This is a genomic window from Sphaerochaeta sp. (genome assembly GCA_022482495.1).
Classification (GTDB): domain Bacteria; phylum Spirochaetota; class Spirochaetia; order Sphaerochaetales; family Sphaerochaetaceae; genus RUG023.
Genome location: JAKVPA010000009.1, coordinates 22,294 through 47,992, shown reverse-complemented (window position 1 = coordinate 47,992; position 25,699 = coordinate 22,294). Strand labels below are relative to the sequence as shown.

The 25,699-nt window shown below is 56.3% G+C and carries 20 protein-coding genes and 3 pseudogenes; 17 read left to right on the top strand and 6 right to left on the bottom strand.

Annotated elements, in window-relative coordinates:
- Positions 1–141 precede the first annotated feature (141 nt).
- Both LKE28_09855 and LKE28_09850 read right to left on the bottom strand, forming a co-directional pair.
- On the bottom strand, positions 142–2,622 hold the full coding sequence (locus tag LKE28_09855; protein ID MCH3908514.1) for a glycoside hydrolase family 2 protein: 2,481 nt from the start codon (positions 2,620–2,622) through the stop codon (positions 142–144).
- 93 nt (positions 2,623–2,715) lie between these two features.
- Positions 2,716–4,373 (bottom strand): annotated as a pseudogene (locus LKE28_09850) (diphosphate--fructose-6-phosphate 1-phosphotransferase).
- 101 nt (positions 4,374–4,474) lie between these two features.
- On the opposite strand from LKE28_09850, the gene LKE28_09845 reads away from it, so the two are divergent.
- From LKE28_09845 to LKE28_09835, 3 genes are read left to right on the top strand one after another with little or no spacing between them, the layout of a single operon-like run.
- The gene (locus LKE28_09845; GenBank protein MCH3908513.1) at positions 4,475–6,772 is read left to right on the top strand and encodes a glycoside hydrolase family 2 protein; all 2,298 of its coding nucleotides are present in this window, start codon (positions 4,475–4,477) and stop codon (positions 6,770–6,772) included.
- Positions 6,765–7,301 carry a DUF188 domain-containing protein gene (locus tag LKE28_09840; GenBank protein MCH3908512.1) on the top strand — a complete coding sequence of 179 codons (537 nt, stop codon included), beginning with the start codon at positions 6,765–6,767 and terminating at the stop codon, positions 7,299–7,301. Before LKE28_09845 ends, LKE28_09840 begins: the two co-directional genes overlap by 8 nt.
- Before the next feature lie 36 nt (positions 7,302–7,337).
- Entirely contained in the window at positions 7,338–7,907 is a 570-nt protein-coding gene (locus LKE28_09835) for a LuxR C-terminal-related transcriptional regulator (protein MCH3908511.1), read from the top strand.
- On the opposite strand, the pseudogene LKE28_09830 reads toward LKE28_09835, so the two are convergent.
- Both LKE28_09830 and asnS read right to left on the bottom strand, forming a co-directional pair.
- Positions 7,904–8,631 (bottom strand): annotated as a pseudogene (locus LKE28_09830) (phage Gp37/Gp68 family protein). The gene LKE28_09835 and the pseudogene LKE28_09830 overlap by 4 nt on opposite strands.
- Complete coding sequence (asnS, locus tag LKE28_09825; protein ID MCH3908510.1) at positions 8,631–10,016, bottom strand: asparagine--tRNA ligase; 1,386 nt, start codon at positions 10,014–10,016, stop codon at positions 8,631–8,633. The pseudogene LKE28_09830 and the gene asnS overlap by 1 nt, the downstream one beginning before the upstream one ends.
- Positions 10,017–10,184: 168 nt before the next feature.
- Here asnS and LKE28_09820 point away from each other — a divergent pair, with 168 nt between their 5' ends.
- From LKE28_09820 to cysK, 8 genes and pseudogenes are all read left to right on the top strand, one after another.
- Positions 10,185–10,967 carry an MBL fold metallo-hydrolase gene (locus LKE28_09820; protein MCH3908509.1) on the top strand — a complete coding sequence of 261 codons (783 nt, stop codon included), beginning with the start codon at positions 10,185–10,187 and terminating at the stop codon, positions 10,965–10,967.
- Positions 10,964–12,772 (top strand): AMP-binding protein, encoded by a 1,809-nt coding sequence (locus tag LKE28_09815; GenBank protein MCH3908508.1) that lies wholly within the window; start codon positions 10,964–10,966, stop codon positions 12,770–12,772. Before LKE28_09820 ends, LKE28_09815 begins: the two co-directional genes overlap by 4 nt.
- Positions 12,773–12,809: 37 nt before the next feature.
- On the top strand, positions 12,810–13,871 hold the full coding sequence (locus tag LKE28_09810) for a 3-deoxy-7-phosphoheptulonate synthase (GenBank protein MCH3908507.1): 1,062 nt from the start codon (positions 12,810–12,812) through the stop codon (positions 13,869–13,871).
- A gap of 12 nt (positions 13,872–13,883) precedes the next feature.
- A complete protein-coding gene (locus LKE28_09805; GenBank protein ID MCH3908506.1) occupies positions 13,884–14,432 on the top strand; it encodes a DJ-1/PfpI family protein in 549 nt (182 codons plus the stop codon).
- A 75-nt stretch (positions 14,433–14,507) separates the two neighbouring features.
- Positions 14,508–15,972, top strand: a pseudogene (locus tag LKE28_09800) (DUF1846 domain-containing protein).
- Positions 15,973–15,980: 8 nt separating this feature from the next.
- Complete coding sequence (locus tag LKE28_09795; GenBank protein ID MCH3908505.1) at positions 15,981–16,385, top strand: Rrf2 family transcriptional regulator; 405 nt, start codon at positions 15,981–15,983, stop codon at positions 16,383–16,385.
- Positions 16,382–16,792, top strand: a complete 411-nt coding sequence (locus tag LKE28_09790) for an Rrf2 family transcriptional regulator (protein ID MCH3908504.1) — start codon at positions 16,382–16,384, stop codon at positions 16,790–16,792. Before LKE28_09795 ends, LKE28_09790 begins: the two co-directional genes overlap by 4 nt.
- A gap of 105 nt (positions 16,793–16,897) precedes the next feature.
- Positions 16,898–17,830, top strand: coding sequence for a cysteine synthase A (gene cysK / locus LKE28_09785; GenBank protein ID MCH3908503.1), 933 nt, complete (start codon positions 16,898–16,900; stop codon positions 17,828–17,830).
- Here cysK and LKE28_09780 read toward each other — a convergent pair.
- A complete protein-coding gene (locus LKE28_09780; protein ID MCH3908502.1) occupies positions 17,823–18,320 on the bottom strand; it encodes a DUF3320 domain-containing protein in 498 nt (165 codons plus the stop codon). The two genes, cysK and LKE28_09780, sit on opposite strands and share 8 nt — an antisense overlap.
- Positions 18,321–18,393: 73 nt before the next feature.
- Between LKE28_09780 and LKE28_09775 the strand changes: the two genes are divergently transcribed.
- From LKE28_09775 to LKE28_09750, 6 genes are all read left to right on the top strand, one after another.
- Positions 18,394–19,554, top strand: coding sequence for an MFS transporter (locus LKE28_09775; GenBank protein ID MCH3908501.1), 1,161 nt, complete (start codon positions 18,394–18,396; stop codon positions 19,552–19,554).
- A 64-nt stretch (positions 19,555–19,618) separates the two neighbouring features.
- Complete coding sequence (locus tag LKE28_09770) at positions 19,619–19,987, top strand: desulfoferrodoxin (GenBank protein MCH3908500.1); 369 nt, start codon at positions 19,619–19,621, stop codon at positions 19,985–19,987.
- Positions 19,988–20,023: 36 nt separating this feature from the next.
- Positions 20,024–20,770 (top strand): DNA lyase, encoded by a 747-nt coding sequence (locus tag LKE28_09765; protein MCH3908499.1) that lies wholly within the window; start codon positions 20,024–20,026, stop codon positions 20,768–20,770.
- Positions 20,758–22,467 carry a cyclase family protein gene (locus LKE28_09760; protein MCH3908498.1) on the top strand — a complete coding sequence of 570 codons (1,710 nt, stop codon included), beginning with the start codon at positions 20,758–20,760 and terminating at the stop codon, positions 22,465–22,467. Before LKE28_09765 ends, LKE28_09760 begins: the two co-directional genes overlap by 13 nt.
- 40 nt (positions 22,468–22,507) lie before the next feature.
- Positions 22,508–23,152 carry a cytidylate kinase-like family protein gene (locus LKE28_09755; protein MCH3908497.1) on the top strand — a complete coding sequence of 215 codons (645 nt, stop codon included), beginning with the start codon at positions 22,508–22,510 and terminating at the stop codon, positions 23,150–23,152.
- A 178-nt stretch (positions 23,153–23,330) separates the two neighbouring features.
- The gene (locus LKE28_09750) at positions 23,331–24,314 is read left to right on the top strand and encodes a LacI family transcriptional regulator (GenBank protein ID MCH3908496.1); all 984 of its coding nucleotides are present in this window, start codon (positions 23,331–23,333) and stop codon (positions 24,312–24,314) included.
- A gap of 56 nt (positions 24,315–24,370) precedes the next feature.
- Here LKE28_09750 and LKE28_09745 read toward each other — a convergent pair whose 3' ends face one another.
- Positions 24,371–25,633: an FKBP-type peptidyl-prolyl cis-trans isomerase gene (locus tag LKE28_09745; GenBank protein ID MCH3908495.1), complete on the bottom strand. Its 1,263-nt coding sequence runs from the start codon at positions 25,631–25,633 to the stop codon at positions 24,371–24,373.
- Between the last annotated feature and the right edge of the window lie 66 nt (positions 25,634–25,699).

The window sequence follows — 25,699 nt, the reverse complement described above, 5'->3', positions numbered from 1 at the left end:
GCAGACCATGAAATACAAGGCGTATGGATTGGTCTGTTTTTGTCTTGATCGCTTCTTGAGAACATACGAAAGCGGCTGTTCCCATGACGTCTGATAACCTCAGACTGTTGGAACAGCCCCCACGTTGAGCTCTGGGATTGATCATCTCCCGCTTTCGTACAGGTGATATACGGAGAGGCGTTCCTGGAACTCCGAAACGGAGATGCGATCGTTGGTATGGAACCATACCTGCTTCTCTCCCGTCGGACGCATGTCAAACCAGTTGTCGGAGAAGATTCCGTTGGTCTGACCCGCGTCCAGCGTCACCCAGAACGCCGGCTTTTCGCATCGGAGCGTCACCAAGAAACCAGCTTCTGCCTGTTGGACGGAAACCGTCAGCGCCGGGTCCTCCAAGGCGCAATGTTTGGGAAGGTCCAGGAACAACGTGTTTTCCGCGTACAGGTCATTGCACTTCAGTTTCACATACAGGAACGCTTCTGTCCTGACGGAATCCAAAAGAGACGAAGGCAACGTGCAGACAGGGGTGGATGACGCGGGAGGGATATCCAGCGTGAACGCTTTTGCAAACCGTTTTTCCCCTCCAAACGAAGCGCATTTTACCTCGATCTTTGCCTGGGAAAGCGTCTTTTGGGTATCGTTGGAGACAAACACATCCACCGACCCATCATCCCTCCGGATTGCGATGGGCGTCACAGGCGCGTAGAACCTGCGCATGGCATAGTGCAGCGCCTTCCATTTCCCGGTGTAGTCAATGGATGACCAGCTGGCCACCGGCCAGTCATCATCCAGTTGCCATATCAAGCTGCCCATGCAATGGGGGCGAAGGGAACGGAAGTACTCACAGGCCATCTTCATCGCCAGCGCCTGCTGGCATTGGGAGAGATACACCATGTTGCCCAGACCACTTGGCATCCGGAAATACCGGGTGAAGTTTCCGATGATGATGCTGTTGCCGCTGGGGTTTTTCTGATGGTGTTCCATCACCGGGCTGGTGAGGTTCAGCTGGCTGTCAGGGCAGTATGTCTCGATGGTGGACAGGGCAGGGAAACTCTGGTAACCGAACTCGCTGACAAACCGGGGCTTGATGGAATAGTACGCCTCAAACGGCTTGCCTTCATGCCAGACGGACCAGAAGTGCATGTCCCCTTTCTGGTCATTGTGCCAGTTGTCGGAGAAATCATCCACGCCCGCCGACGGACTGGATGGCCAGAACATCCGATTGGGATCCAATTCCTTGACCACCCGTTCCACCGTTCCGTGGTTCAGCCGGTCATAGTCGATGACGTACCGGTCCCGGTTCTTCCGGGATTCCTCGTACCAGCTGATCGCCCCGAGATCCTCGTTGTTGCCGCACCACAGCGCGATGGATGGGTGATCGGCCAAGCGTGGGATCTGGTAGCGAAGTTCCGCTTCCACCGAGGAAAGGAACTCTTCGTCGGATGGATACATGGAGCAGCCGAACATCAGGTCGTGCCAGATCAACAGGCCTTTCTCGTCACACAGATCATAGAAGGCGTCATGCTCAAAGAACCCGCCGCCCCACAGACGAAGCATGTTGCAGTTTGCCTGCACGGCGCTCTCCAAAAGATATTCGTACCGCTGGGGTGTGATGCGTGACGGAATGGCGTCCAGCGGGATCCAGTTGGCGCCTTTGGCGTAGATGGGCCTGCCATTGACCAGAAACGTCACGCCACCGCCTTCCGTATTGACCTTGATGGTGCGGAAGCCGATCCGCTTGTCCACCGTCTGGTCTCCCAAATGGAGGGTGAGGGGATACAGCGGTTGTTTCCCTTCCCCATGCGGCCACCATCGTTCGATGTGTTGGCAGGAGAGGTGGAACGTGACGCGGTTGCGTCCTTCATGAACCGCCACCGATCCTTCTTGGTGAGCTCCGGCAATGGTGGCATCCATCGGATAGGTTCCTTCCGAGAAGGAGTCGATGATCACATGGATGATGACATCGAACGATGTTTCTGATGTTTCCTGAAGATCCGTCTGTACCGACTCAATAAGAAACTGGTCGGTCAACGCCAACGTGATGTCCTGATACACTCCCATGGAAAGGATGCAGGGACCCCAGTCCCAACCTCCGCTGAACTGCGCCTTACGCACCAGGTTCCGATGGGGGGAGCCGTTGGGATATTCGGAGAATGGAATAGGGTATTTCAGACGGGATGCCCGATCCAACGCTTCCTTTTCGGAGCTGCGAAAGGTCAGGGAAATGGTGTTCGTCCCTTCATGAAGCAGGGGCCGCACGTCAAACCGATATCGCCGGAACTGGTTGTCCATCGTCCCGACAACCGTCCCGTTGACTTGTACGGTAATGATGGTGTCGGCCATGGTGAACGTCAGGATGGCGTGCTTCACGGAAAGATCATCGTTGGACAGGGTGAATTCCCGTTCCATGACCCAGTCGTTCCGGCCAACCCACAGCACATCATTCTCATTGGTGCCGTAATAGGGGTCGGGGATGATTTCCTGGGTGAGCAGGGCCGCGTGCACATCGCCGGGAAGGGCGCATGGCACGGAAGGGTGATCAAGGAAGAAACGGGTGAACGGAGCCACCGCGTGAGGGTCACGGGGTGAGAGCCTCCAGATTCCGGAGAATGACAGGGTATGCATGGCAAGCCTCCGTCCAAGAGTATAGCACAACAACGGGACGTGGAGATAAAGAAGCCGGCCGTTTCCGGCCGGCTGGTTGATCGTTTTCGTCTTTCAGGTGGATTGCTCCAGATTCAGCGTGATCGTTGTGGCGTCGCACACCTCCACCGGTCCCCAGTATTGGACGGGGCCTGGATAGGTGAAGCAAGTCTGCCGTGCCCATTCGGCGCGATGAGCCGCGAAATAGGTGAACGGTTTTCCGTTCAGATCTACCAACGCTTTGCGGATGACCGGCTTTTTCTCCCCGTTGCGCACTTCCATGTTGAACATCATGGTGATGGGATTCCTCCCGCCTGCCAGTTGTCCACACCACTGTGGAGTTTGGTGATGCTGGACATGTACCCTGTCAGACCGCTTGCGATCAAGACAAACGCGTTGTACCCGAGGGCGTAGCAGTAATCCGCGTCAAAATTGGATGGGAAGGCGCATCTGCCTTCGTACCCGAAGAAATGGGTCAACGCGGAATACTTACCCACATAGGTTCCTTTTTTCTTCCGCTTGTCCAGTTCGTTTCCAACCATTTCCGCCAGCAACTTCTCCGTCTCGATTCGGGAAACCTGGACGTTGCCGTGCGGGTCGCGATCCATCAACAACTGTTTCTTGATGCCGGCCGGCAGGAGATTGAACACCGTCTGGCTTTTGGGTTGCAGATTGCTGCTGATGAAGGCGAACTGCTCCGTCTCCCCATCGCATGCCGCGTAGGCGGTCGCTTCCTTTGCCAAAAGATCGTTGATCTCCTCGATCACCTCACCCATTTCAGGAATGAACTCGATCAGGCCTTCCGGGACAAGCACCACTCCGAAGTTGTTGCCATCCTCCGCCCTTGCTTCCACCACGTCGGCGATGGAATTGACGATCTGGGAAAGAGACTGCCGCTTTTCCTGGACCTCTTCGCCGATCAGACAGATGTTGGGGTGGGTTTGCAGCGCGCATTCCAACGCGATATGGCTTGCGGAGCGGCCCATCAGCTTGATGAAGTGCCAATACTTCTTTGCGCTGTTGGCGTCCCGCTCGATGTTCCCGATCACCTCGCTGTACGTCTTGGTGGCGGTATCGAACCCGAAGGAAATCTCGATGTTCTCGTTCTTCAGATCTCCGTCAATCGTCTTGGGGCATCCAATGACCTGCACCCCGACGTCATGCTGCATGAAATACTCGGCGAGCACCGCGGCGTTGGTGTTGGAGTCATCTCCACCGATGATCACGATGGCGCTGATGTCATGCTTCCGGCAAACCTCGGTGCACTGTTGGAATTGCGCTTCCGTCTCCAGTTTGGTTCTTCCGCTTCCGATGATGTCGAACCCACCTGTGTTGCGGTATTCTTTCAGCAGTTCCTCCGTAATCTCCATGTATTTGTCATCGGTGATTCCACTGGGGCCACCAAGGAATCCAAACAATCTGCTTTGAGGGTTTGCCTGTTTCAACGCGTCAAACAACCCGCTGATGACGTTGTGTCCGCCGGGGGCCTGCCCACCGGAAAGGATCACGCCGATGTTCCGTGGTTTTCCGCATACCGGGTTGGCTTCTTCCTGAATGGATACTTTGGGAAGACCATAGGTATGAGGGAACAATTTCTTGATTTCCTTTTGGTCCGCAATACTTTGGGTCGGTGCACCGGGGACCGGCTTGATGGTGGTGATCGGCTTGCGCAGGATCACGGGTAATTTCGGCTGATACCCGAATCGCGCCTGTTGTAATACAGATACATTCATGAGTAAACACTCCTTTTTCATTTCATACAATAGCGGAAAGTCCTTTCTTGTGGCAAGCGATTCGTTGCCAGAGCGGGACGGTTCGGTATACCATAGGGAGTATGAACAACCGATGGAAATATCATGCAGGTTTTGAGGATTCATACCTTCTTCCCACCTTCTCTGACGAGGATTGGGAAGAGGTGGACATCCCACATAATCCGACACCTTTCCCGTTTCACGATGGCGATGAAAAGAAGGTATGGACGATAGGCACATACCGGAAAACGGTCTCCCTTCCCGCCAAGCCGGGGTGGGAGCGGGTCGCGCGATTTGAGGGAGTGGGTGTGGATGCCGTTGTATCCTTCCAAGGGAAGACACTGGCAACGCACCAAGGAGCGTACACTCCGTTTGACGTGGTGCTTCCCGATGAGGAAGGGATGCTGGTGGTGAAGGTGGATACCCATGAGGATCCCCTGGTCCCTCCGTTCGGCGGCGCGGTGGATTATCTCGCCTTCGGCGGCATCTACCGTAACGTAACGTTCCTGACCCGTCCCATCGCGCGGCTGGATTTTCTTGCCGCGGACAGCGCCGATGGAAAAACCGTCTCCGTCCGCATGCACGCCACACGTCCGGATGGCATCGTCCGGCTTCGGCTTCGTGATGGACAAACCATCATCGCCCAGAGCGACGCGACCCTTTCCGATGGCATCGCCCATGCTGATTTTTCGGATCTCTCCCTCCGATTGTGGGATGTGAGGGATCCTTACCTGTATCAGCTGGACGCAGATTTCGGTGAGGACCACCAGACCATTTCGTTTGGCGCCCGAAAAGCGGAATTCACATTCAACGGATTCTCCCTCAACGGCAAGCGGATCAAACTGGTCGGATTGGACCGCCATCAGAATTATCCCTACGTGGGATACGCCATGCCGGAGGAGAATCAGGCGCATGACGCCGAAATGCTCAAGGCGATGGGATTGAACATCGTGCGTACCAGCCATTACCCGCAAAGCCCGGCGTTCCTTGACGCCTGTGACCGTGTCGGATTGTTGGTGCTGGAGGAGATTCCCGGTTGGCAGCATATCGGTTCTGATCCCTTGTGGCGGGAGCGATGCATGAAAAACGTGGAGGACATGATCCGAAGGGACATCAATCATCCCTCCATTGTGCTGTGGGGCGTGCGGATCAACGAATCGTTGGATGATGACGAGTTGTACCGGAAAACCAATGCGCTGGCCCACCAGCTGGATCCTGTCCGGCAGACGTGCGGGGTGCGGAACTTCCTGTCCAGCAACCTGCTGGAGGACGTCTACACGTACAATGATTTCTCCCACGCGGGAACCGGACAGGGATTGCTCCAGCCACGGGTCAACGCGCCATACCTGGTGACCGAACACAACGGGCACATGTTCCCCACCAAGCGGTTTGACGCCCAGATGGTCCGGACCGAGCAGTATCTCCGGCACATGGCTGTTCTGGAGAGCGCGTTTTCCAGTGACCGCATCAGTGGGGCCATCGGATGGTGTTTTGTCGATTATCCGACCCACAGCAACTTCGGAAGCGGGGACGGCATCTGCTACCATGGGGTGTGTGACCAGAACCGATACCCGAAATTCGCCGCGTACGCCTACATCAGCCAGCAGGAGAAACATCCGGTGCTGGTATCCTCCCAAACGTTTGACGCTGGTGATACGCCGGCGATGAAGGATCTTCCCTGGGTGGTGGCGACCAATTGCGACTTCGTCAACCTGTATCGTGACGGACGCTTCGTCAATACCTTCTATCCGGCCCGGAAGGAGTATCCCCATGTACCGCATCCACCGGTGTTCATTGACGACCCTATCGGGGAGACCATCACGGATGAGACGAAATTCAGCGCGAAAGACCAGAAGGCCATCGCCCGGTTGCTCTGCAAGTCCCGATTGTCCAAAGGCACGTTCACGCTGAGTGACAAGCTGGTGTATTCCACGTTGTGCAAACGGTACCATCTGGAACGAAAGGATGTCCTGGAATTGGGCAACCGGTATTTCGGGATGGACCGGCCGCGCAAATCGGTCTGGAAACTGGAAGGAGTGATCGGAAAAGAGGTCGTCGCGTCCGAAATCTATGGGCCTGACCAGAAACGTGTGGTTCGGGCCACGCCAGAGCGGACGGAAGTGAGACTGAGAGAAACCTATCAGGTGATCCCGGTAATCCTGACCATCGGAAAGGAAGGGATGACGCTGCCGTCGCCGTACGCGTTTGAACCGTACCTGGTGGAAACGGAAGGCCCGCTTTCGTTGCTCTCTCCCGTGATGGACGCTACCATCGGCGGCGTCGGAGGCATCTATGTCCGGACGACCGGAGCTTCGGGAACAGGCATCGTGCGGATCAAACTCCAGGATCAGACGATCCAGGTGGTGATCACCATTGGCTGACCTCTGTCTGTACGTGGACGCCGATTCCGTACCGGTCCCGATCCGCGCCATCATCCTTCGCTTTGCCCGAAAGCACGCCATCCCGACGCTGTTTGTCGCTGACCGTGTCCTGAAGGATGTGCGGGACGCTTCGGAACAGGACACCCACCAACGCCGGATGGAGGCGGAGACGAGCGGGGTGACCGATCCTGAGGCGCTCCGAGCCATCAAAGGCGTGATCTCCCAGATGACCGTCCCGACCGGCATGAACAGCGCGGATGATTACCTGGTCGAACACATCACTGTTCCTTGTCTCGCCGTCACCCATGATATTCCGCTGGCCTACCGCCTGGTGGAGAAGGGCGCCATCGTGCTGGATGACCGGGGTGGGGTGTATACCAAGGAGAACGCCGGCGCGCGAAAGTCGGAACGGGACGCCAATATGTTGCTGCGGGAGTGGGGCGTGCTGGAAGAAAAATCCCGGCCCCTGTCCTCAGGACAGGTCAAAGCGTTCGCCGACGCGCTGGATCGGACGTTCGCCCATCTGTGATAGACCGGAAAACCCTTTTCGCTGGTACGAAGGGGCATGAGAGAAGCGATAGGTTGTGTATGTCTTGCTCCGGAGGATTCCCTGTTTTTCCATCGGTTGTTTGACCGGGTTACCCGGTATCGTCACGTCCTGCTGTCCTATGGCGCGGGCTCGTCGCTTGAGGGGGAATACGCCTTGTACGTGGTGCGATGCGCCAAGGCGCTCCAGTTGTACCGTGACATCCCACTGCTTGCCGATATGTGCCAAAGGCCTCTGCTGGTGCTGGTGGATGACATCCGCTTCCGTTTGGTATCCCTGGAACGGAACGAGCGGCTCTGGTACGCTGGCTGTGATGATCCTGAATTCCGGCTGGAGGAGCGCATCACCGCGTTGATCCAAGGCAGGGACGCGGTGCTGGAACGGGAACAGGTCTACCTGACGCCCCGGGAACAGGAAGTCTGCCAGCTGTTGATGACCGGTTTCTCCGTCAAGGAAGTCGCCCAGCACCTGGGCATTACCGTCGCGACGGTCAACGCCCACAAGAAACAGCTGTTCGCCAAGTTCAAGGTGCATTCCACCCCGCAGATGGTCAGCAGCGGAAAAGCCGCCCTGTACCACATCTGTTAGGAGGGATCCCAATCAATACCTGCTTTCCTTGCCTGGCTCTCCTGCAGTTCACGGTGGATCAAATACCCTTTGCCATCCTTGACGAACCGGGTGCCTGTCTGCTTGAAACGGAACGGCGTACGCGTTTGGACGCATTGTTCGCGGAGAGACAACACCCAACGATAGTCGCAGATCCGTCCGTCATCCCCGCTTTCTCCTCCCACCGTGACGGATTGGATCCGGCCGTCCAGGTATGGTTGCAGCTGGATGGGGCCGAGCAAGGGTTCGCAGATCACCGCCTTGTGCCGGATCGGGACGGCGAGGAACACGGGAAGCCGGATATCCGCCTGCTTTTGGTTTTCTACGGTGCACATGATGGTGACGTTGGGGTAGCCATCCCCCCAATCCGGGGGACGCAGGACGTGAAACGGACGATCCGTTTGGTGATGATGATGAAGGAAAGGTCAGAGCGGTAGCGGATGATCTTCCATGCTTCTTCCCGCCAGGGATCGGCCTTGTCCAGGAAGAAATCGCTGGTCATGCAGGTGTAGACGGGATTGTCTTTCTTGGTCAGCGTGAAGATTCCGTGGCGGTTCTTGCGAAGCGGCAGGTCGAACTGCTTGGTGCGCGTGACGACGGAAGCGTCCCGTCCGACGCTCTGGTCCCTTCGGTAGACATAACAATGCATGCACCCTTCGGAGTACTTGACACATCCGTGCCATGGATTCCAAAGGGCGGATGCCATCAGAATTCCGCTTGCCCCACCGCCCTGGGGTATGGAATGACGTCACGGATGTTCTGCATGCCGGTGACGTACATCACGGCGCGCTCGAAACCGAGGCCGAAACCACTGTGAGGCACCGATCCATACTTGCGCAGGTCCAGGTACCACCAGTATTCGTCCTGCTTCATGTGCAATTCATTCATCCGCGCCACCAGCTTGTCGTAATCCACCTCACGTTCGCTGCCGCCGATGATCTCTCCCAGACGCGGGACGAGCACGTCCATGCCGCGCACCGTCTTGCCATCATCATTCTGCTTCATGTAGAACGATTTGATCTCCTTGGGATAGTCGGTGACGATCACCGGGGATTTGCAGACCTGTTCGGTAAGGAACCGCTCGTGTTCCGTCTGGATATCGCTTCCCCAATGGACGGGGAATTCGAATTCGGCGTTGTGCGGTACCAATTCCTTGATGGCGTCGGTGTACGTCATGTGGGCGAATGGCGTCTCCACCACGTGGGTCAGCGTCTTGATGATGTTCGGCTCAACCCGTTTCTCGAAGAACGCCAGATCCTCGCCATTCTCCTCCAATGCCGCCTTGAACAGGAACTTCAGATATGCTTGGGCGACATCCATGTCCCCTTCGATGTCACAGAAGGCCATTTCCGGCTCGATCATCCAGAACTCGGCCAGGTGACGCTTGGTCACGCTGTTCTCCGAACGGAACGTCGGCCCGAACGTGTAGATGTTCTTCATGCTGGTGGCGTAGGTTTCCCCCTCAAGCTGGCCGCTTACGGTAAGCTTCGCCATCTTTCCGAAGAAATCCTTGGAATAATCGACGTTTCCCTCCGGGGTCTTTGGCACATTGCGAAGATCCAGCGTGGTGACGGTGAACTGTTCTCCGGCGCCCTCGGCGTCACTTGCGCTGATGATCGGGGTGTTGACGTAGACGAAACCGTTTTCCTGAAAGAACCGATGGGTCGCGTAGGCAAGGGTATTGCGGACTCTTGCCACCGCTCCGATGGTATTGGTGCGGCTGCGCAGGTGCGCGATGTCCCTGAGGTACTCCAGCGTCTGGAATTTCTTCTGCAACGGATAATCGTTGGGGCAGGAACCGACCAGCATGATGTCATTGCTTTGCATCTCCACTGGCTGTACGCCGCCCAGACTTTTGACGATTTTCCCCTTGCAAATGACGGAAGCTCCGGTTGTGATGGAAGAAAGGAGTGCGTCATTCTGGAATGTGGTGCGGTCGACGACCACCTGCAGTCCCTTGAGACAGGAACCATCATTGACTTCAAGAAAACAGACGTTCTTGCTGTCGCGCTTGGTGCGCACCCAACCTTCGGCCGTAACAATCTCATCACCCGGCTCCCGTGAGAGCAGTGTCTTGATACGAGTTTGCAACATAGATGAAACCCCTTTGTGAATGCCCCGATTGTACACGAATCACCCGGCAAGCACAACACCGAAGGAATAGTGAGAATTGGCTAGAAAAATTTAATTTGACGTATTCATGGGTAAGTGTCAGGATAAAACTTGCTTTTTTCCTGGTCTGTCACGATAATAGCAAGTATGGAACGAGGGAGCAGCATCCGGTATGCCGTGCTTGGCAGCGGATCCAGCGGAAACAGTTACGCGTTTTATGACGGACGATCGACATTGTTGGTCGATCAAGGGTACAGCCTGGCAGAGTTGAAGCGCAGGTTGGCGTCGGTGTCCATTCCGTTTGCCAGTGTGGTGGGGGTGTGTGCCACCCATCTGCATCCAGATCATGTGCGAGGCATCGGAACGTTGGCTCGGCAGACCGGGCTTCCCGTCTATTTCGCGCAGGATACGCCCGTGAAAGAAGCCATTGTCTTTGCCCGTTTGGGGTTGCCTTCCGACACGGTGCGGTTGGTCCCTCACGGGGTAAGTTTTCCTATCGGACCATTTTCCGTGCATTGTTTTCCCACCAGCCATGACTCAGGTGGTTCAGTGGGATGGTCCATTACCCAAGGAAATGAGCGGTTCATGGTGCTTTCCGATACCGGAGTGTGCTCTGATACCCAGCGGGAGGAAGCCAAAGAAGCCGATGTACTGTTCCTGGAAGCGAATTACGATGCACAGATGCTGGACAAAGGTCCATATCCCCCGATGTTGAAACGAAGAATTGCCGGAGCATGGGGTCATTTGTCCAATGACCAGGCCTTGACGTTCCTTACGGAGAGCGGGTTTCATGGTTCCCATGTCTATTTCGTCCATCTGTCCGACACCAACAATGATCCCATGTTGCTGGAGCGGCAGGTGGAAAGCAGATATCTCAGGCCGTTTACCGTATGTGAGAAAGGGAAAACATACCAAGGGAGCGTAGGATGAGCAAAGGGAAGGGAAAAAAAATTCGCTGGACCAAACAGCGGATCAAACGCATCAAGAGGAGTGACGGGTTGCGACCCAAATTGGTTGATGCGTACACCATGCGCTCGGTCATCACCTGCGCGGAGAGCCGGTATGGACACCGCGTCGCGCTCAGCGTATGGCGCGATGAGCGCAGCGAGATCACCTACACGGAACTCAATCGAATGAGCCGGAGTGTCGGCATGTATCTGCTGGACACTGGCCTGTCCAAAGGGGACCGGATTGCGATCATCGGGGAAAGCTGTCCTTCGTGGTTTGTCCTGTATCTGGGCGCCACCGGGGTGGGGATCGTCGCCGTTCCCGTGTTGCCGGAATTTTCCGCGGATGACATCCAGAACATCATCACGGTGAGCAACGTAAAGATGGTTGCCGTGGCGGAAAAACAGTTTGAGAAGGTCAAGCCCGGGCTGAAGGAAGGGATGCGTCTGGTCCGTCTGGAGGATCTGTTTGAGATTCCCCGGCCGTTCTTCGCCGATTTGACGGACAAAAAGGACTTTGCCAAAGCGCCGGGAAACGACATGTCCCGGTACAAGCCGAAACAGGATTCAATCCGCAGGTGGGAGGAGTCAGCGCCCAGCGAAGAGGATCTCGCCAGTCTGATCTTCACCAGTGGGACTACCGGCAGAAGCAAAGGCGTGCTGCTCACCCATCGCAACCTGGTGTGGAACGCTGATGTGTGCACCGACCTGTTCTTCCTGTTGAAACCAGGCTATCACGTCCTGTCCATTCTTCCGATGAGCCATGTGTATGAATTCACCACCGGACAGGTCCTTCCGCTTCTCTGTGGTTGCCATATCGTCTATCTGGGACGGATGCCGGCACCCTCAATCCTGATGCCCGCGTTGGCCGAGGTGCGGCCGCAGATCATCATGACGGTGCCGCTTTTGATGGAGAAGGTGTACAAGAGTTCCGTCAAGCCGGTGCTTGAGAACCCGAAACTGAAACGGTGGCTGTTCTTCCCACCGATGCGCAAGTTCATTTACCGGATCGTCGGACGGAAGATCAAACTGGCCTTCGGGGGAAAACTGAAGTTCTATGGTATCGGTGGCGCTCCGCTTGACAAGACGGTTGAGTCGTTCCTGCGGGACGCGAAGTTCCCCTATGCCGAAGGATACGGCCTGACGGAAACCAGCCCGATGATTTGCGGTCATGGTCCCACGGAACATTACAAGCACATGTTGGGCCGGATTGTTCCTGGCGAGACGGTGAAACTTGACCAGCCCAATGCCGAGGGCGTTGGGGAGATTCTCGTCAAAGGTCCCAACGTGATGACCGGCTACTATGAGAATGATGCGTTGAACAAGGAAAGCTTCACCGAGGATGGATTCTTCCGTACCGGGGATCTGGGGAAAATGGACCGGCGGGGAAGACTGGGGCTTCGTGGGCGGACAAAGACGATGATTCTGGGCAGCGGAGGGGAGAACATCTACCCGGAGATCATCGAGACGTTGATCAACGAGCAGGATTTCGTCACGGAAAGCCTGGTCGTCGCCCAGGATGGCGGACTGAGCGCGTTGGTCAAGCTTGACCTGGACTCCTACGCCAAACAGATGGCGATGAACATGGAGGACGCGAAGAAAGAGGCGAAAAAGTATTTGGCCAACCTTCGGCTTCAGGTCAACCGGAGCCTTTCCTCGTACAGCAAGATCTCTTCGGTGGAATTGCAGGAAGAGCCGTTTGAGCGCACTCCGACGATGAAGATCAAACGGTTTTTGTACGGAAAGAAAAAAGAGAAGACGGAACAGGAAAAACAGGACAACGGCTGATGTACAGGCCTTCGCGCTTTGTGGTATACAGGTGGGTATGGCTACAGTAGACATACGTATCAAACAAACGGAAAGCATGGCCCCTCCGGCGGAGATTCTGCGCAGGTACCCGATTGACGAGGAAACCAGCAAGTTCATCACCGATGCCCGGAATACGGTCAATGACATCATCTGGGGCCGGGACAAGCGCCTGTTGGCGGTTGTCGGTCCCTGTTCGATCCACGACCCCAAAGCGGCGCTGGAATACGCCCGCAAGCTGAAGGAATTTTCCAAGACCATTGACGACAAGATGTTTGTCGTGATGCGGTGCTATTTTGAGAAACCCCGTACCGTCTTGGGGTGGAAAGGCTTGATCCTCGATCCCCGGATGGATGGTTCCTACGACATTGCCCATGGCATCGAGATCGCCCGTGATCTGTTGGTCCGCATCAGCCAGTTGCGTCTTCCTGTCGGGTGTGAGGTGCTCGATCCGATCATCCCGCAGTACATCGACGATTTGATGAGCTGGTCGTCCATCGGCGCGCGGACGACGGAAAGCCAGACTCACCGGACGTTGGCCAGCGGGCTTTCTGTTGCCGTCGGATTCAAGAACAACACCAACGGGGATGTCGCTCCGGCGATCAACGCCATCAAGAGCGCCTACGCTCCGGCGTCGTTCATCGGTATGGATCGCAACGGCATGTCGACGATTTTCCGTACGACGGGCAATGATTGCTGCCATCTGATCCTCCGTGGCGGGGATGACGCCCCCAACTACTATGAGGATGATGTGGAGGCGGCCCGGAAGATGATGATTACCGCCGGTTTGAATCCGGCGATCATCATCGATTGCAGTCATGGCAACAGCAGGAAGATTTGGGAACGCCAGGCGCGGGTGCTTCGTTCCGTCATCGACCAGCGGTGCTGGGGTGATACCTCCATCCGCGGTTTCATGTTGGAGAGCAACCTGAAGTCCGGCAAACAGAGCATCGGCGATGATCCGTCGAACCTGGTGTACGGGCAGTCCGTCACCGATGGGTGCGTTGGCTGGGAAGAGACGGAGCGGATGCTTGCCGGGGCGGTTGAACTGCTTCGCAAAGGCCCGCAGTCGCCGCTGTAAGGAGGATGGATCATGAGCAATGTGGTTGTGGTGCTTGCCGACGGATTCGAGGATATGGAGGCGATCGCTCCGATTGATCTGCTCCGTCGCGCCGGTTGTGAGGTGACCGTCGCCGGATTGGGGAGGAAGGTGATTCTCTCCAGTCATCGGATGACCATCGTCTGTGATGCCCAGTTTGAGAAATGCAAGGATCAAGCGTGGGACGCCATCGTCCTGCCCGGAGGCGGAGTGGGGAGCAAGAACCTCGCCGCCAGTTACGACGTGGTCGGCACGGCCATCAGGCTTTCTTCCCAGGGAAAGCTTGTCGCCGCCATCTGCGCCGCGCCTGCCGTCGTCCTGGGCGGATCCGGCTTGTTGGAAGGAAAACACGTCACCTGCTTCCCCGGCGCCGAGAAAGCCGCCCCGTCCATCACGTTTGACCAGACTCAGAAGGTGATCACCGACGGGAATCTGATCACCGCCATCGGTGCCGGAGCGGCGATTGATTTCGGTCTTGCCATCGTCCGGTACCTGTTCGGAGCGGAGGAAGCCGAGGCACTGCGAAAGCGCATCTGTTATTGATGTTTTTCGGGAAGGGAAGGAATGCGAATCGGCTTTGACAATGAGAAGTACCTGAAAGAACAGACACGAAGCATCATGGATCACCTTCGATCCAGCAATGGGAAACTGTACATGGAATGCGGAGGAAAACTCCTGTATGACTACCATGCCTCCCGGGTGCTCCCCGGGTTCGATCCCAACGTGAAGATGCGGGTGTTCCAGGGGATCAAGGACCAGCTGGATGTGATCATCTGCATTTACGCCGGGGATGTGGAGCACCGGAAGATCCGCAGTGATTTCGGCATCACCTATGATACGGATGTCTTCAAGATGATCGACGATTTCTCACGCTGGGGCCTTGTAGTGCACCAAGGTGGTCATCACCCGGTACGACCGCATGGATGACACGGTGGAGCGGTTCCGCGCGCTGTTGGAGCGTCGTGGCATCCAGGTGTTCCTGCACAAGAGCACCCCGGGGTATCCCGCGGATGTCGACCTGATCGTCAGTGACGCTGGCTACGGGGCGAACCCATACATCCCGACGGATCGTCCCGTGGTGCTGGTCACCGCCCCGGGACCGGGCAGCGGCAAGCTTGCCACCTGTCTGTCTGAGATGTATCATGATGGGAAAGCGGGAAGAAAATCGGGCTACGCCAAGTTCGAGACGTTTCCCATCTGGGATCTGCCCATTGATCACCCGGTGAACATCGCCTATGAAAGCGCGACGGCGGACATCGGGGACAGGAACCGGATCGACCACTACCATCTGGCGGCATATGGGACGGCTGCGGTGAACTACTCTCGGGATTTGGAGGCGTTTCCGCTGCTTACGCGGATCCTGGAGAAGATCACCGGAGCGGAATGCGTGTACAAGAGCCCGACGGACATGGGGGTCAACCGCTGCTCCCAGGGAATCATCGATGACGCGGTGGTGCGCGCCGCGGCCCAGCAGGAGATCATCCGACGGTACCTGCACGCGGCCTCGGATTACGCGCTGGGGGTGGGAAGCAAGGAAACGGAAGAGCGCTGTCGCGCCATCATGCAACGGTGCGGGCTCTCCGAGGAGGATCTGCCCGTGGTGCCTGTGGCGCGGAAGGCGCTCTCCGATGCCATCGCGCAGGGCAAAGGAATCGGCGGGGTGGTGTGCGCGGCGGCGATCCAGTTGCCGGACGGAACAATGGTGACCGGGCATAATTCCGCGTTGATGCACGCTTCCAGCGCCGTGATCCTCAACGCGTTGAAGCGGCTTGCAGGCATCGACAGGGACGTCGATCTGATCCCGTCTTCCGTGGTGCGAAGCGTCACCACCGTCAAGCGTGACATCCTCTCCGGCAGAGGGGTGTCGATCAACCTTGACGAGATGTTGATCTGTCTGGCGATGAGCGCAGTCATCGACGGCAACGCCAAGAAAGCGCTCGGGGTGTTGCCAACGCTTTCGGGGTGTGAGATGCATCTGTCCCACATCCCGTCCAGCGGAGACAGTGCGGGACTGAGGAAGGTCGGGCTGTACGTGACCAGCGATCCGAAGTTCCCCACGACGAATGTGTACAACCCGATCTAGGAGGAGGAATGCAGTTATCCACAAAAGGACGGTACAGTCTTGAAGCGATGTTGTATCTGGCATCATCCTCCGTGCCCCGCAGCGGCACGGAAATCCATCAGGCGACGGGCATCCCGTTCGGATACTTGGAGCAATTGATGATTCCCCTGCGCAAAGCGGGATTGGTCACCTCCTCGCGAGGCGCGACGGGTGGCTACACGTTGGCGCGCAAAGGCATCACCTGCCAGGATGTGCTTTCCGCCAGTGAGGGGGGATTGAAGCTTCCCTGTCGGAAATGTTCCCGCAACGGGGAATGCGTCACCGAGTCGTTTTGGGATGAAATGGAGGATTTGATCTTCCAGACGGCCGATTCCATCACGATGGAACAACTGGCCGGGAACTTGGCCTCGATGGTCAAAGGGATGGGCATATGAAACTGACCACACGCGCCCGTTACGGGCTTCGGATGCTGGCGGACATCGCCGCTCATCCCGCTCCGGTGACCCTTTCCATGGTGGCCGAACGGCAAGGCATCAGCATCCAGTATCTCCGGCAACTGGCGTTGTCGCTTTCAAGAAACGGGATTTTGGTTTCCGCGAAAGGAAAGAACGGAGGCTATCAGCTTTCCCGTTCCGCACATGCCATCACGCTGTACGAGATTCTTTCCGCGTTGGAAGGGGATATCTGCATCACTCCGGAGAAGAATACGGACGAGAACCCATATGAAATGTGCCTCCGCGTGTACCTGTACGAAGTGGTGGACCGAAAGTTGTCCGAACTGCTCTCTGGCAAAACATTGGCTGATCTTTTGCTGAACAGCAAGATTTTCTTCCAAATCTGAGAAACATACTGAGAAAAACCCATCTGACCCTCTTGACAAATACCCATGACCTAATTACTATTAAGTGTATCAAATTACTAAGAATTAAAAGCTAGGAGGCTTGGAATGTCGCACATCTATCAGGACATCACGCAGACCATCGGACATACTCCCCTGGTACGGATCAATAAATTGAACAAGGACGGTTACGCGACCGTGCTGGTCAAGGTGGAGAGCTTCAATCCTTGCTCTTCCGTGAAGGATCGTATTGGATTCGCCATGATTGACGACGCGGAGAAGCGCGGAATCATCAAACCGGGAGCAACGCTTGTTGAGCCGACCAGTGGAAACACCGGTGTCGGATTGGCGTTCACCGCGGCGGTGAAGGGATATCATCTGATCATCACCATGCCGGAGACGATGTCCATCGAGCGCAGAAAACTACTTGCCGCCTTTGGCGCTGAGCTGGTGCTCACCGAAGGCTCCAAAGGAATGAGCGGCGCCATCGCCAAAGCCAAAGAGATCGCGGCTTCCATCCCTGGTTCGTTCATCCCCAGCCAGTTCACCAACCCGGCCAACTGGAAAGCCCATTACACCACCACCGGTCCGGAGATTTGGGAAGATTCCGGACATAACGTGGATGTGTTCATCGCCGGCGTCGGCACCGGTGGCACGGTGACCGGTATCGGCAAGTATCTGAAAGAGAAGAACCCCAACGTAAAGATTGTTGCCGTTGAGCCGGAGACCAGCCCGGTCCTGAAGGAAGGGCATGCCGGTCCGCACAAGATCCAGGGCATCGGCGCGGGATTCGTTCCCGAGGTGCTTGATCGTTCCGTGCTGGACGATGTGTTCGAGGCGAATGACGCCAAAGCCGGTCAGACGGCGCGCGCCGCGGCCCGTGAGGAAGGCCTTTTGATCGGTATTTCTTCCGGTGCAGCCCTGTCCGCCGCCCTGGAGTACTCAAAGAAGCCGGAGAACAAGGGCAAGACGATCGTCGCGCTTCTTCCCGATACGGGTGAGCGCTATCTGTCCACCTGGTTGTTCGAAGACATCAAATAAGCGGATAGGCGAGGGCGAACGTCTTTCTGATGTTCGCTCCCTTGCGCGCGTAGCCAAGCTGTTTGGCCGTAAGGTTGAACAGCTTGGTTTTTTGTTTGACGCCGATGCTCCGCATCAGGTTGGCCACCTCGCACAGCGGGATTTCCATGATGTCACGATCACTGGGAATCCTGCATTCGGTGAACGTCGCCTTGTCTTTTCCGCGGTAGGATTCCGGCCAATAGACGGCATGCCGCTTGCCATCGGCGGATACCTGCCAGGTGCGTTCCGTATCCATTGCTTCCAGGATACGGTCCATCAACGGGCGAATCCTGCTTCCCCGCTTCACCAAACCATAGGAGCGGAGCACCCGTTTTTCCAGAAGGCTGTCCAGAATCGGACCTTCCGTCTGGATGACTGCCTCAAACCTCCGGCGCATCTCCTCGGGATCACTCTGGAGGAACGATTGGGCATCCATCTCCGTCATCGGTAACACGCATTCGGTATACATACCCCAAGTATACGGGCTTTCCCCTGGCTGGTCGATTGTCTTCCCTCCCGTTTTGTCGATATCATTTGCGTATATGTCCTCATTGTTGCTCGCATTGGTCTACGCAGCGTTCATCAGTCTGGGCCTTCCCGACGGGCTGTTGGGAAGCGCCTGGCCCACCATGTCCCAAGGGTTCGCCGTTCCCGTGTCTTACGCCGGGATCGTCAGCATGATCATCGCCGGCGGAACCATTCTTTCCAGTCTGGCAAGTGATCGTGTGATCACCCGGCTGGGTACGGGGAAGACGACGTTCTTCAGTGTCCTGACCACCGCCATCGCGTTGTTCGGCTTTTCTCTTTCCCACTCCTTCTGGCAGGTGTGCCTTTGGGCCGTCCCGTACGGGTTGGGGGCGGGGAGCGTTGACGCGGCGCTGAACAACTATGTGGCGCTCCATTCCACGTCCCGCCACATGAGTTGGTTGCACTGTTTTTGGGGCATCGGAGCTTCCACCGGACCTTTCATCATGGGGTGGAGCCTGTCCCGAGGGTTTGCGTGGAACCGTGGATACCAGACGGTCGGCGTCATCCAGGTGGTCCTCTGCGCCGTATTGTTGTTTTCTTTTCCCCTTTGGAAGGAAACGCGGGCACACAACAAAGCTTCTGATGAACGGCATGTCCGCCTGTCGCTGAAGAATACAGCCTCTCTTGCCGGGGCGAAAGCGGCGCTCATCGCGTTTTTCTGCTATTGCGGTCTGGAGACGACCACCGGACTGTGGGCTGCCAGTTATCTGGTGCTGCATCGGGGCGTCGACCCCACCACCGCCGCGTCGTTCGCGTCGCTGTTCTATTTGGGAATCACCGCGGGAAGATTTGTTGCGGGATTCGTTACCGGAACGTTGGGGGATGAGCGCATGGTACGCCTTGGGCAGGGCGTCATCGCGATCGGATTGCTCTGCTTGTTCCTGCCGCTTCCCGGGGGCATTCCCTTGGCGGGATTCGTCATCATCGGCGTGGGATGCGCTCCGGTGTATCCCAGTCTCCTGCATGCCACCCCGGCGCATTTCGGAGCCCAGTACTCACAGTCCATCATGGGGGTGCAGATGGCTTCTGCCTATGTGGGTTCCACGTTCCTTCCTCCGTTGTTCGGCAGGATCGCATCCCGTATCGGCATCGCGTTCCTTCCGTGGTATCTCCTGTGTTTCCTTGTCCTGATGGTTTTCATGACGGAACACTTGGCAAAAACCACAAGAAAGTAAGGTTTCTTGACTTCCCTGCCATCCGTAGGTATCTTTAAACAAGGCACAGGGAGGTGCCATAACCATGAGATTCTTGAAGTGTATGCATTGCGGAAACATTGTTGAATTCGTCAAAGTCGGTGGCGGTACGGTCACTTGCTGCGGAGACCCGATGACGGAACTGGTTCCGAATACCACGGATGCCGCGAAAGAGAAGCACGTCCCCGTTTTGACTGAAGAGAAAGGCAAAGTGAAGGTTGTTGTTGGTTCTGTACCTCATCCGATGGAACCGGATCACTACATCGAGTGGATCGCTCTGGAGACTGAGCAGGGCTATCAGCGCAAAGATCTGAAACCGGGTATGAAGCCGGAAGCTGAGTTCGCCATTCTGTCTGGCGACAAGGTGAAGAACGTCTACGCCTATTGCAACAAGCATGGGCTTTGGAAAGCGTAATGGATTGATCGCGTCCCATATGCTACCATAAGCGGTATGGACGTGGTTGATTTTCCCGCAACGCTCCTCGGGGGGCAGTGCTTCTCGTGGAAGGCGCAGGCGGGATGCTTTCAGACCGTACTCGATGGCCGTGTGGTGACGGTTCGTCACCAGGAAGACATCGGGAAGGAAGGCCTGTCAGACTATTTTGACATGGACTTCCCTTACAAGGAGGCAAGAGGATATCTTGCCTCCTTGTCGTCTGTCTTGGCAAATGCCATTTCCCTGCATCCGGGGCTGCACATCCTTCGCCAGAGCCAATGGATCGCGACGATCAGCTTCATCATGAGCCAGAACAACAACATCAAGCGGATCACAACGATGTATGACGCGCTCTGCCGGATGTACGGCACCCATGTGGAAGGATCGTGGTACGCGTTTCCCACCCGAGAGCAACTGGGACGGGCGACGGAATCTGAATTGCGGGATCTTCATTTTGGGTATCGGGGCGCCTACATCGTCAAAGCAGTGGAGGAGTTCTCCGAGATTCCTGATGATCTGCCGACTTCCAAAGCGCGAAACCAATTGATCGCCCGAAGCGGCATCGGTCCCAAAGTCGCCGACTGCATCCTGTTGTACGGGTGTCACCGGATGGATGTATTCCCGATGGATACGTGGATGAAAAAGGTCATGGCCTGTTATTTTTCTGGAAAGACTCCTTTGATGTTCGCGCCGTATCAGGCCTTGGCCCAGCAGTATCTGTTCCAGGCAGCGCAAAGCGGGGTATTGCCATGCTCACGGTAAATGGAATCCAGTTTTCAGATGTTCCCCCCGAGGATCGGACGGTGTTCGCCCTGGCCGATCGTGGACGGCTCTCCGATCTGTTGGTGGAGCTGAAAACCCGCGTTCGGTGTCATGGCGCCGTGCTTCTCTCCACCTGTGACCGTGTGGAGTTGTGGCAGGAAGATGGCAACGCCGACGGGTATGAGCCACTGTGCCGTGTGTTTGGAACCAGCCCGCTTCGATGGAAGAATGTTGCCTATCGCAGGGAAGGTGACGCGGCGGTCACCTGGTTGTTTGAGCTTGCCTGTGGCCTGCATTCACCCCTCTTCGGGGAGGATGCAATCATCAGCCAGCTGGAGGATGCCGCCATCCTGTCACGAAACAGTGGGTGCGCCACACCGGTCACCCAGCAACTGTTCCGCCTTGCCGTTACCGTGGGGAAAAAAGCGCACAGCCTGCTGGATCTGGATCAGTGTGAACCCCATCTCTGTACCGCATTGGCGGATGTGATCCATCCCCATGAGGGGCTGCCCGTTTTGGTGATCGGCTCCAGCGCCACGGGTCGGATGGTCGCGTCGTTCCTCACGGAAAAAGGATGTCGTGTGCGCATGACGCTTCGGGATGAACGAAAGACGGAATTGGTTCCTCCTGGTGTGGAACCAGTCTCCTATGATGGGCGCTTTTCGTTGTTGCACTCCTATTCCGTCGTGATATGCGCTACCAAAGGGTTGGAGTACGCGCTTTCCCAAACCGCGCCGATGCGGGAGAACGCGTTGGTGATCGACCTTGCCAATCCTCATGACGTGGAGGACGGGTTGGCGGGGAGGAATGGCGTCCGGTTGGTTCGGGATGCCGATCTCTCCTACCGGCGGGAAAACAGGGAGAAGAACATCGCCCAAAGCAACGTGATGATCCAGAGAACATTGGGGGAATTCAAGGCATGGCTCAAACGGGAGCGGGAAACCCATTCCATCTCCTCGTTGGCCGAAGCCGCTGCGGAGGATCTGGTGTTCCGGATGCATCCTGTCGTGGGGAAGCTTGGTATTGCCGATGAAACAGAGTTTTCCCATCAGCTTGCCGATACGGCGTACAAGAGTGTCATTCACCAGCTGTTTTCCCATGGCCTGAGCGAGGATGTCGTCGACCTCAGCCATCCGCTTGTCCCGACACCAGCATTGTATCCCGGCGATCCCGCGGTGGATATCCAGGATTCCTTCTCGTTGGAACGCGATGGATACCGGGTGAAACGGATCACGCTGGGAAGCCACAGCCTGACCCATGTGGACGCTCCGGCCCATCTGCTTCCACAGGGGAAAACGCTGGGACGGTTCCCGCTTTCCCGTTTCATCGGTACGGCCTACGTGATGGATGGAATGGATGTCCGTTCCGTCCCCGACGGAGTGGACATGGTGGTGGTTTCCACCGGATGGGAGGGGAAGTGGGGGACGAAAGCGTACCTGGAAGGATACCCCGTGCTCTCTGATGCGGATGTGGAGCGGTTGCTGGCCCGTGGCATCCATCTGTTCGCCTTTGACACTCCCAGTCCTGACGTGGACGCATCATATCCGATCCACCGACGTATTTTCTCCGCCGATGGCCTGATCGTTGAGAATCTCACCGGGACCCGGGCTCTTGTCGGACAGACAGTGCGGCTTCTGGTGCTTCCCCTGCCGATTGATGGGGATGGCGCTCCGGCGCGTGTCATTGCCTTGCGATGAACCCTATGTGGTGTGGTATACTGGAGGCGAGGAGGACGGCATGAGTTGCAGTACGGTGTTTACCATTGGGAGACAGTTTGGAAGCGGTGGTCGACAGGTAGGCAAACGGCTTGCCAACGAGCTGGGCATTCCGTTCTATGACAAGGAACTGGTCGCGTTGGCCGCCAAGGACAGCGGGTTGTCCGAAGCGCTGTTCGCCAATGCTGATGAGAAAGCCTCAAGCAGCCTGTTCTACTCGCTGGTGGTGGGAAGCTATCCGTTGGCGACCGGGGCCATCGGAGTCACGGAAATGCCGTTGAACGACCAGTTGTTTTTGATCCTCAGCAAGACGATCAAAAAACTGGCGGAGCAGAGTGGCTGTGTGATCGTTGGGCGATGCGCCGACTACATCCTGCGGGATCATCCGGATCTGGTTTCCGTGTTCATCCATGCCCCGATCGAAGACCGGAAGAAACGGGCCATCGACATCTACCAGGTCGCGCCTGCTGACGCCGAGGATGTCTGCCTGAAGAACGACAAGAAACGGGCCAACTTCTACAACTACTACAGTGACCGGAAGTGGGGGATGTGCCGGACGTACGACCTGTCGTTGGACAGCGGGATGCTGGGCATCGACGGGTGCGTGAAACAGATCATCAGCTTCACGGAACTGTGGAAGGCGAATAAGAACCAACCGATCAGATAACGGTGTCAGATTTCGCAACTGAGTATGCCAGGATCCCTGACGATGCGTTTTTGTGTCCGAACCCTGTGTCGAAACGATAACATTCGTTGCGAAAATGGTGGTGTGGTTTTGTTTTCTGCGATACAATCTGAGATAAATTGACATATAATAATGGTAAGGCTACACCAAGGAACCAGCAATGAAACACACCAAAGAAGATGATATTCAAGAAATCATCCGTATCTCAGGCGTCTCTCGTTCCACGATTTTTCGGTATCTCGCAGGGAAAGGAATTCGCTCTTCTTCACGTGAATGCATCGAAGAAGCGATGCAGATGCTCCAGGGGAGGGAAGGGAAACAGAGACTCGCTCCGGCAACGGAGACGGAAACACAAGAAATCATTGTATCGATCAACACGACGACATTTGACCAGTTCCAGGGAAACAGTGAGGCTCTCGCCGGCGTGATGGAGGAAGCGGGGAACCGGAACGTCCATATTCGGCTTGAGCGGGACATGCAGGCTGATCGCTTTGGGAAAGGGGTGATCGTGTTGGGAAAACATGATCCGGAAGAGACGCAGGAATGTGAATTGCTGAAAGCACTGCATAAACCGTTTGTGGTCATCAATCGTATGATTGAGGACCCGTGTGTGAGTTATGTGGCTTCCGATGTGAACCGCTGTGCCTATGATGTCTGCACCCATTTGCTTTCGACAGGAAAGCGGCGAATCTTGTTTTGGGGAGAACAGGAAACCAGGGTTTCGAGGGATAAGTTCCGAGGGTACCGCAAGGCGTTGCAGGACCAAGGAATTCCGTTTGATCCCTCGCTTGTGTTTGACGAAAAAACTCCGTTGGAGGAAGTCTTTTCACGGTTTTCCCAGATGCAATCGCGTCCTGACGCGCTGTTGTGCATGGACGATGAGACCGCAACTGTCGCAATTCGATTGGCGGTGGAACAAGGGTTGCGGATCCCAAAGGAATTCTCCATCAGCGGGATGAACGACCTTGGGTCGTCAAAAAGCATCATTCCTTCGTTGACAAGCGTCAGAATCCCGTTTCGGAAATTGGGAACGCTGGCGTTGCGTACTGTGCTGGAGTTGATGAACAATCCATTCATGAAAGCGGCGAAAATCACCGTCTGCCATGATCTGGTGATCCGTGATAGTACCAGACTCCCTTCCTGAGCGCAAAAAAAAGAGGGAACGGAATTCCGTCCCCTCTTGCGGTCGCGTGGTTTCCCTCAGTTTGCGGGGGTCGCGTCGGGACTCTTTGTATCGATCAGGTCAATATCAAAGATGATCATCTCACCCGGCTGGATGTTTCCCGCCCCACCATCCCCGTACGCCAACGCGGAAGGAATGAAGAAGCGGAAGCTGGATCCGACGTTCATCAACGGGATGCCTTCCTGCAGGCCGGCGATGACTCCGTCAAGCGGCATGGCGGGCGCGTCCCCACCATCCTTCTTGGAATCCTCCAGGATCTGTCCGTCCAGCGTCTTCAGCTGGTAATGGAACGTCACCGTGTCATGGGGACCCGGTTTCTTGCCGTCAGAGGATACCAAAACCTGGTATTGCAGACCACTGTCCGTCGTCACGACTCCCGCCTGATTCTTGTTGGCGGAGAGGAACGCCGCCTCTTTTTCCTTGTTCTGCGAAATGGTTTGGTTGGTCAGTTGCTGCTGGTATTCGGTGAAGGTCTGCTGCATCTCCTCGTCAGTGAGGAGGGGATTGGAACCGAGGGCCATATCCAGCATGCCGTAGGAGAAATACGGTCCGTTGATGGTCAATCCCTGCTTGAGCATGTTGTAGGTGACCAGGTATCCGTACGTATAGCTGAAATTCTGGAACAGATCATTGGGCTTTTGCATCTCTCCGATGGACTCAAGATCGGTCAGTTCCAGTCCGCTGAACTCCTTGGGCGCGGTCCCTTTGTTCCAAATGTCGTCCTGGTACTGCTGCACGAAGGCGTTCATCTCATCTTCGGTGAAGAACACGGTGATCGACTTGCCCGCGGATGCCTGGATGGCGTCCAGCGTGCCTCGCACGTAGTAGTCAATGTCGAAATACAGTCCTTGCTGGGAGAGTGACTTGATCAACAGATATCCGTAGGTGTAGCTGAAGCGGTTGACCAGTCCTTCCGGCTTGTTCACCGCTGACTGGTTGATGTTGACGTCGATGGAACCCAGGCTGACCAGTGGGTTGACCCAGCGGAGCGCCACCGCGTAATCCGTGCCATCCAGATCCATCTCGACGTAATCCCCGACCGAGATGCTGGACGGGGGAAGGACACCTGCCGTCTCCTCGTCCGCCACCACCGTCTTGGTGGTGCCGTCGGCAAGCCGGACGGTGAATACGGGCTGCTGCCCTGGCTCGAGGATCTCCACGATTCTCCCGATGACCGCGTCCTGGGATGATTCCTTGGATCCCGCGGCGAACACGGCCACACTGACCATGACGAGCATCAGGCAGGCCACGGCGCATTTCTTACCGATACGTGTATTCATCTGTAATCCTTTCTGTTTCAAAACGAACAAACTCGTTCTTTCAAGATACGAATCTTTCCCCCTTGC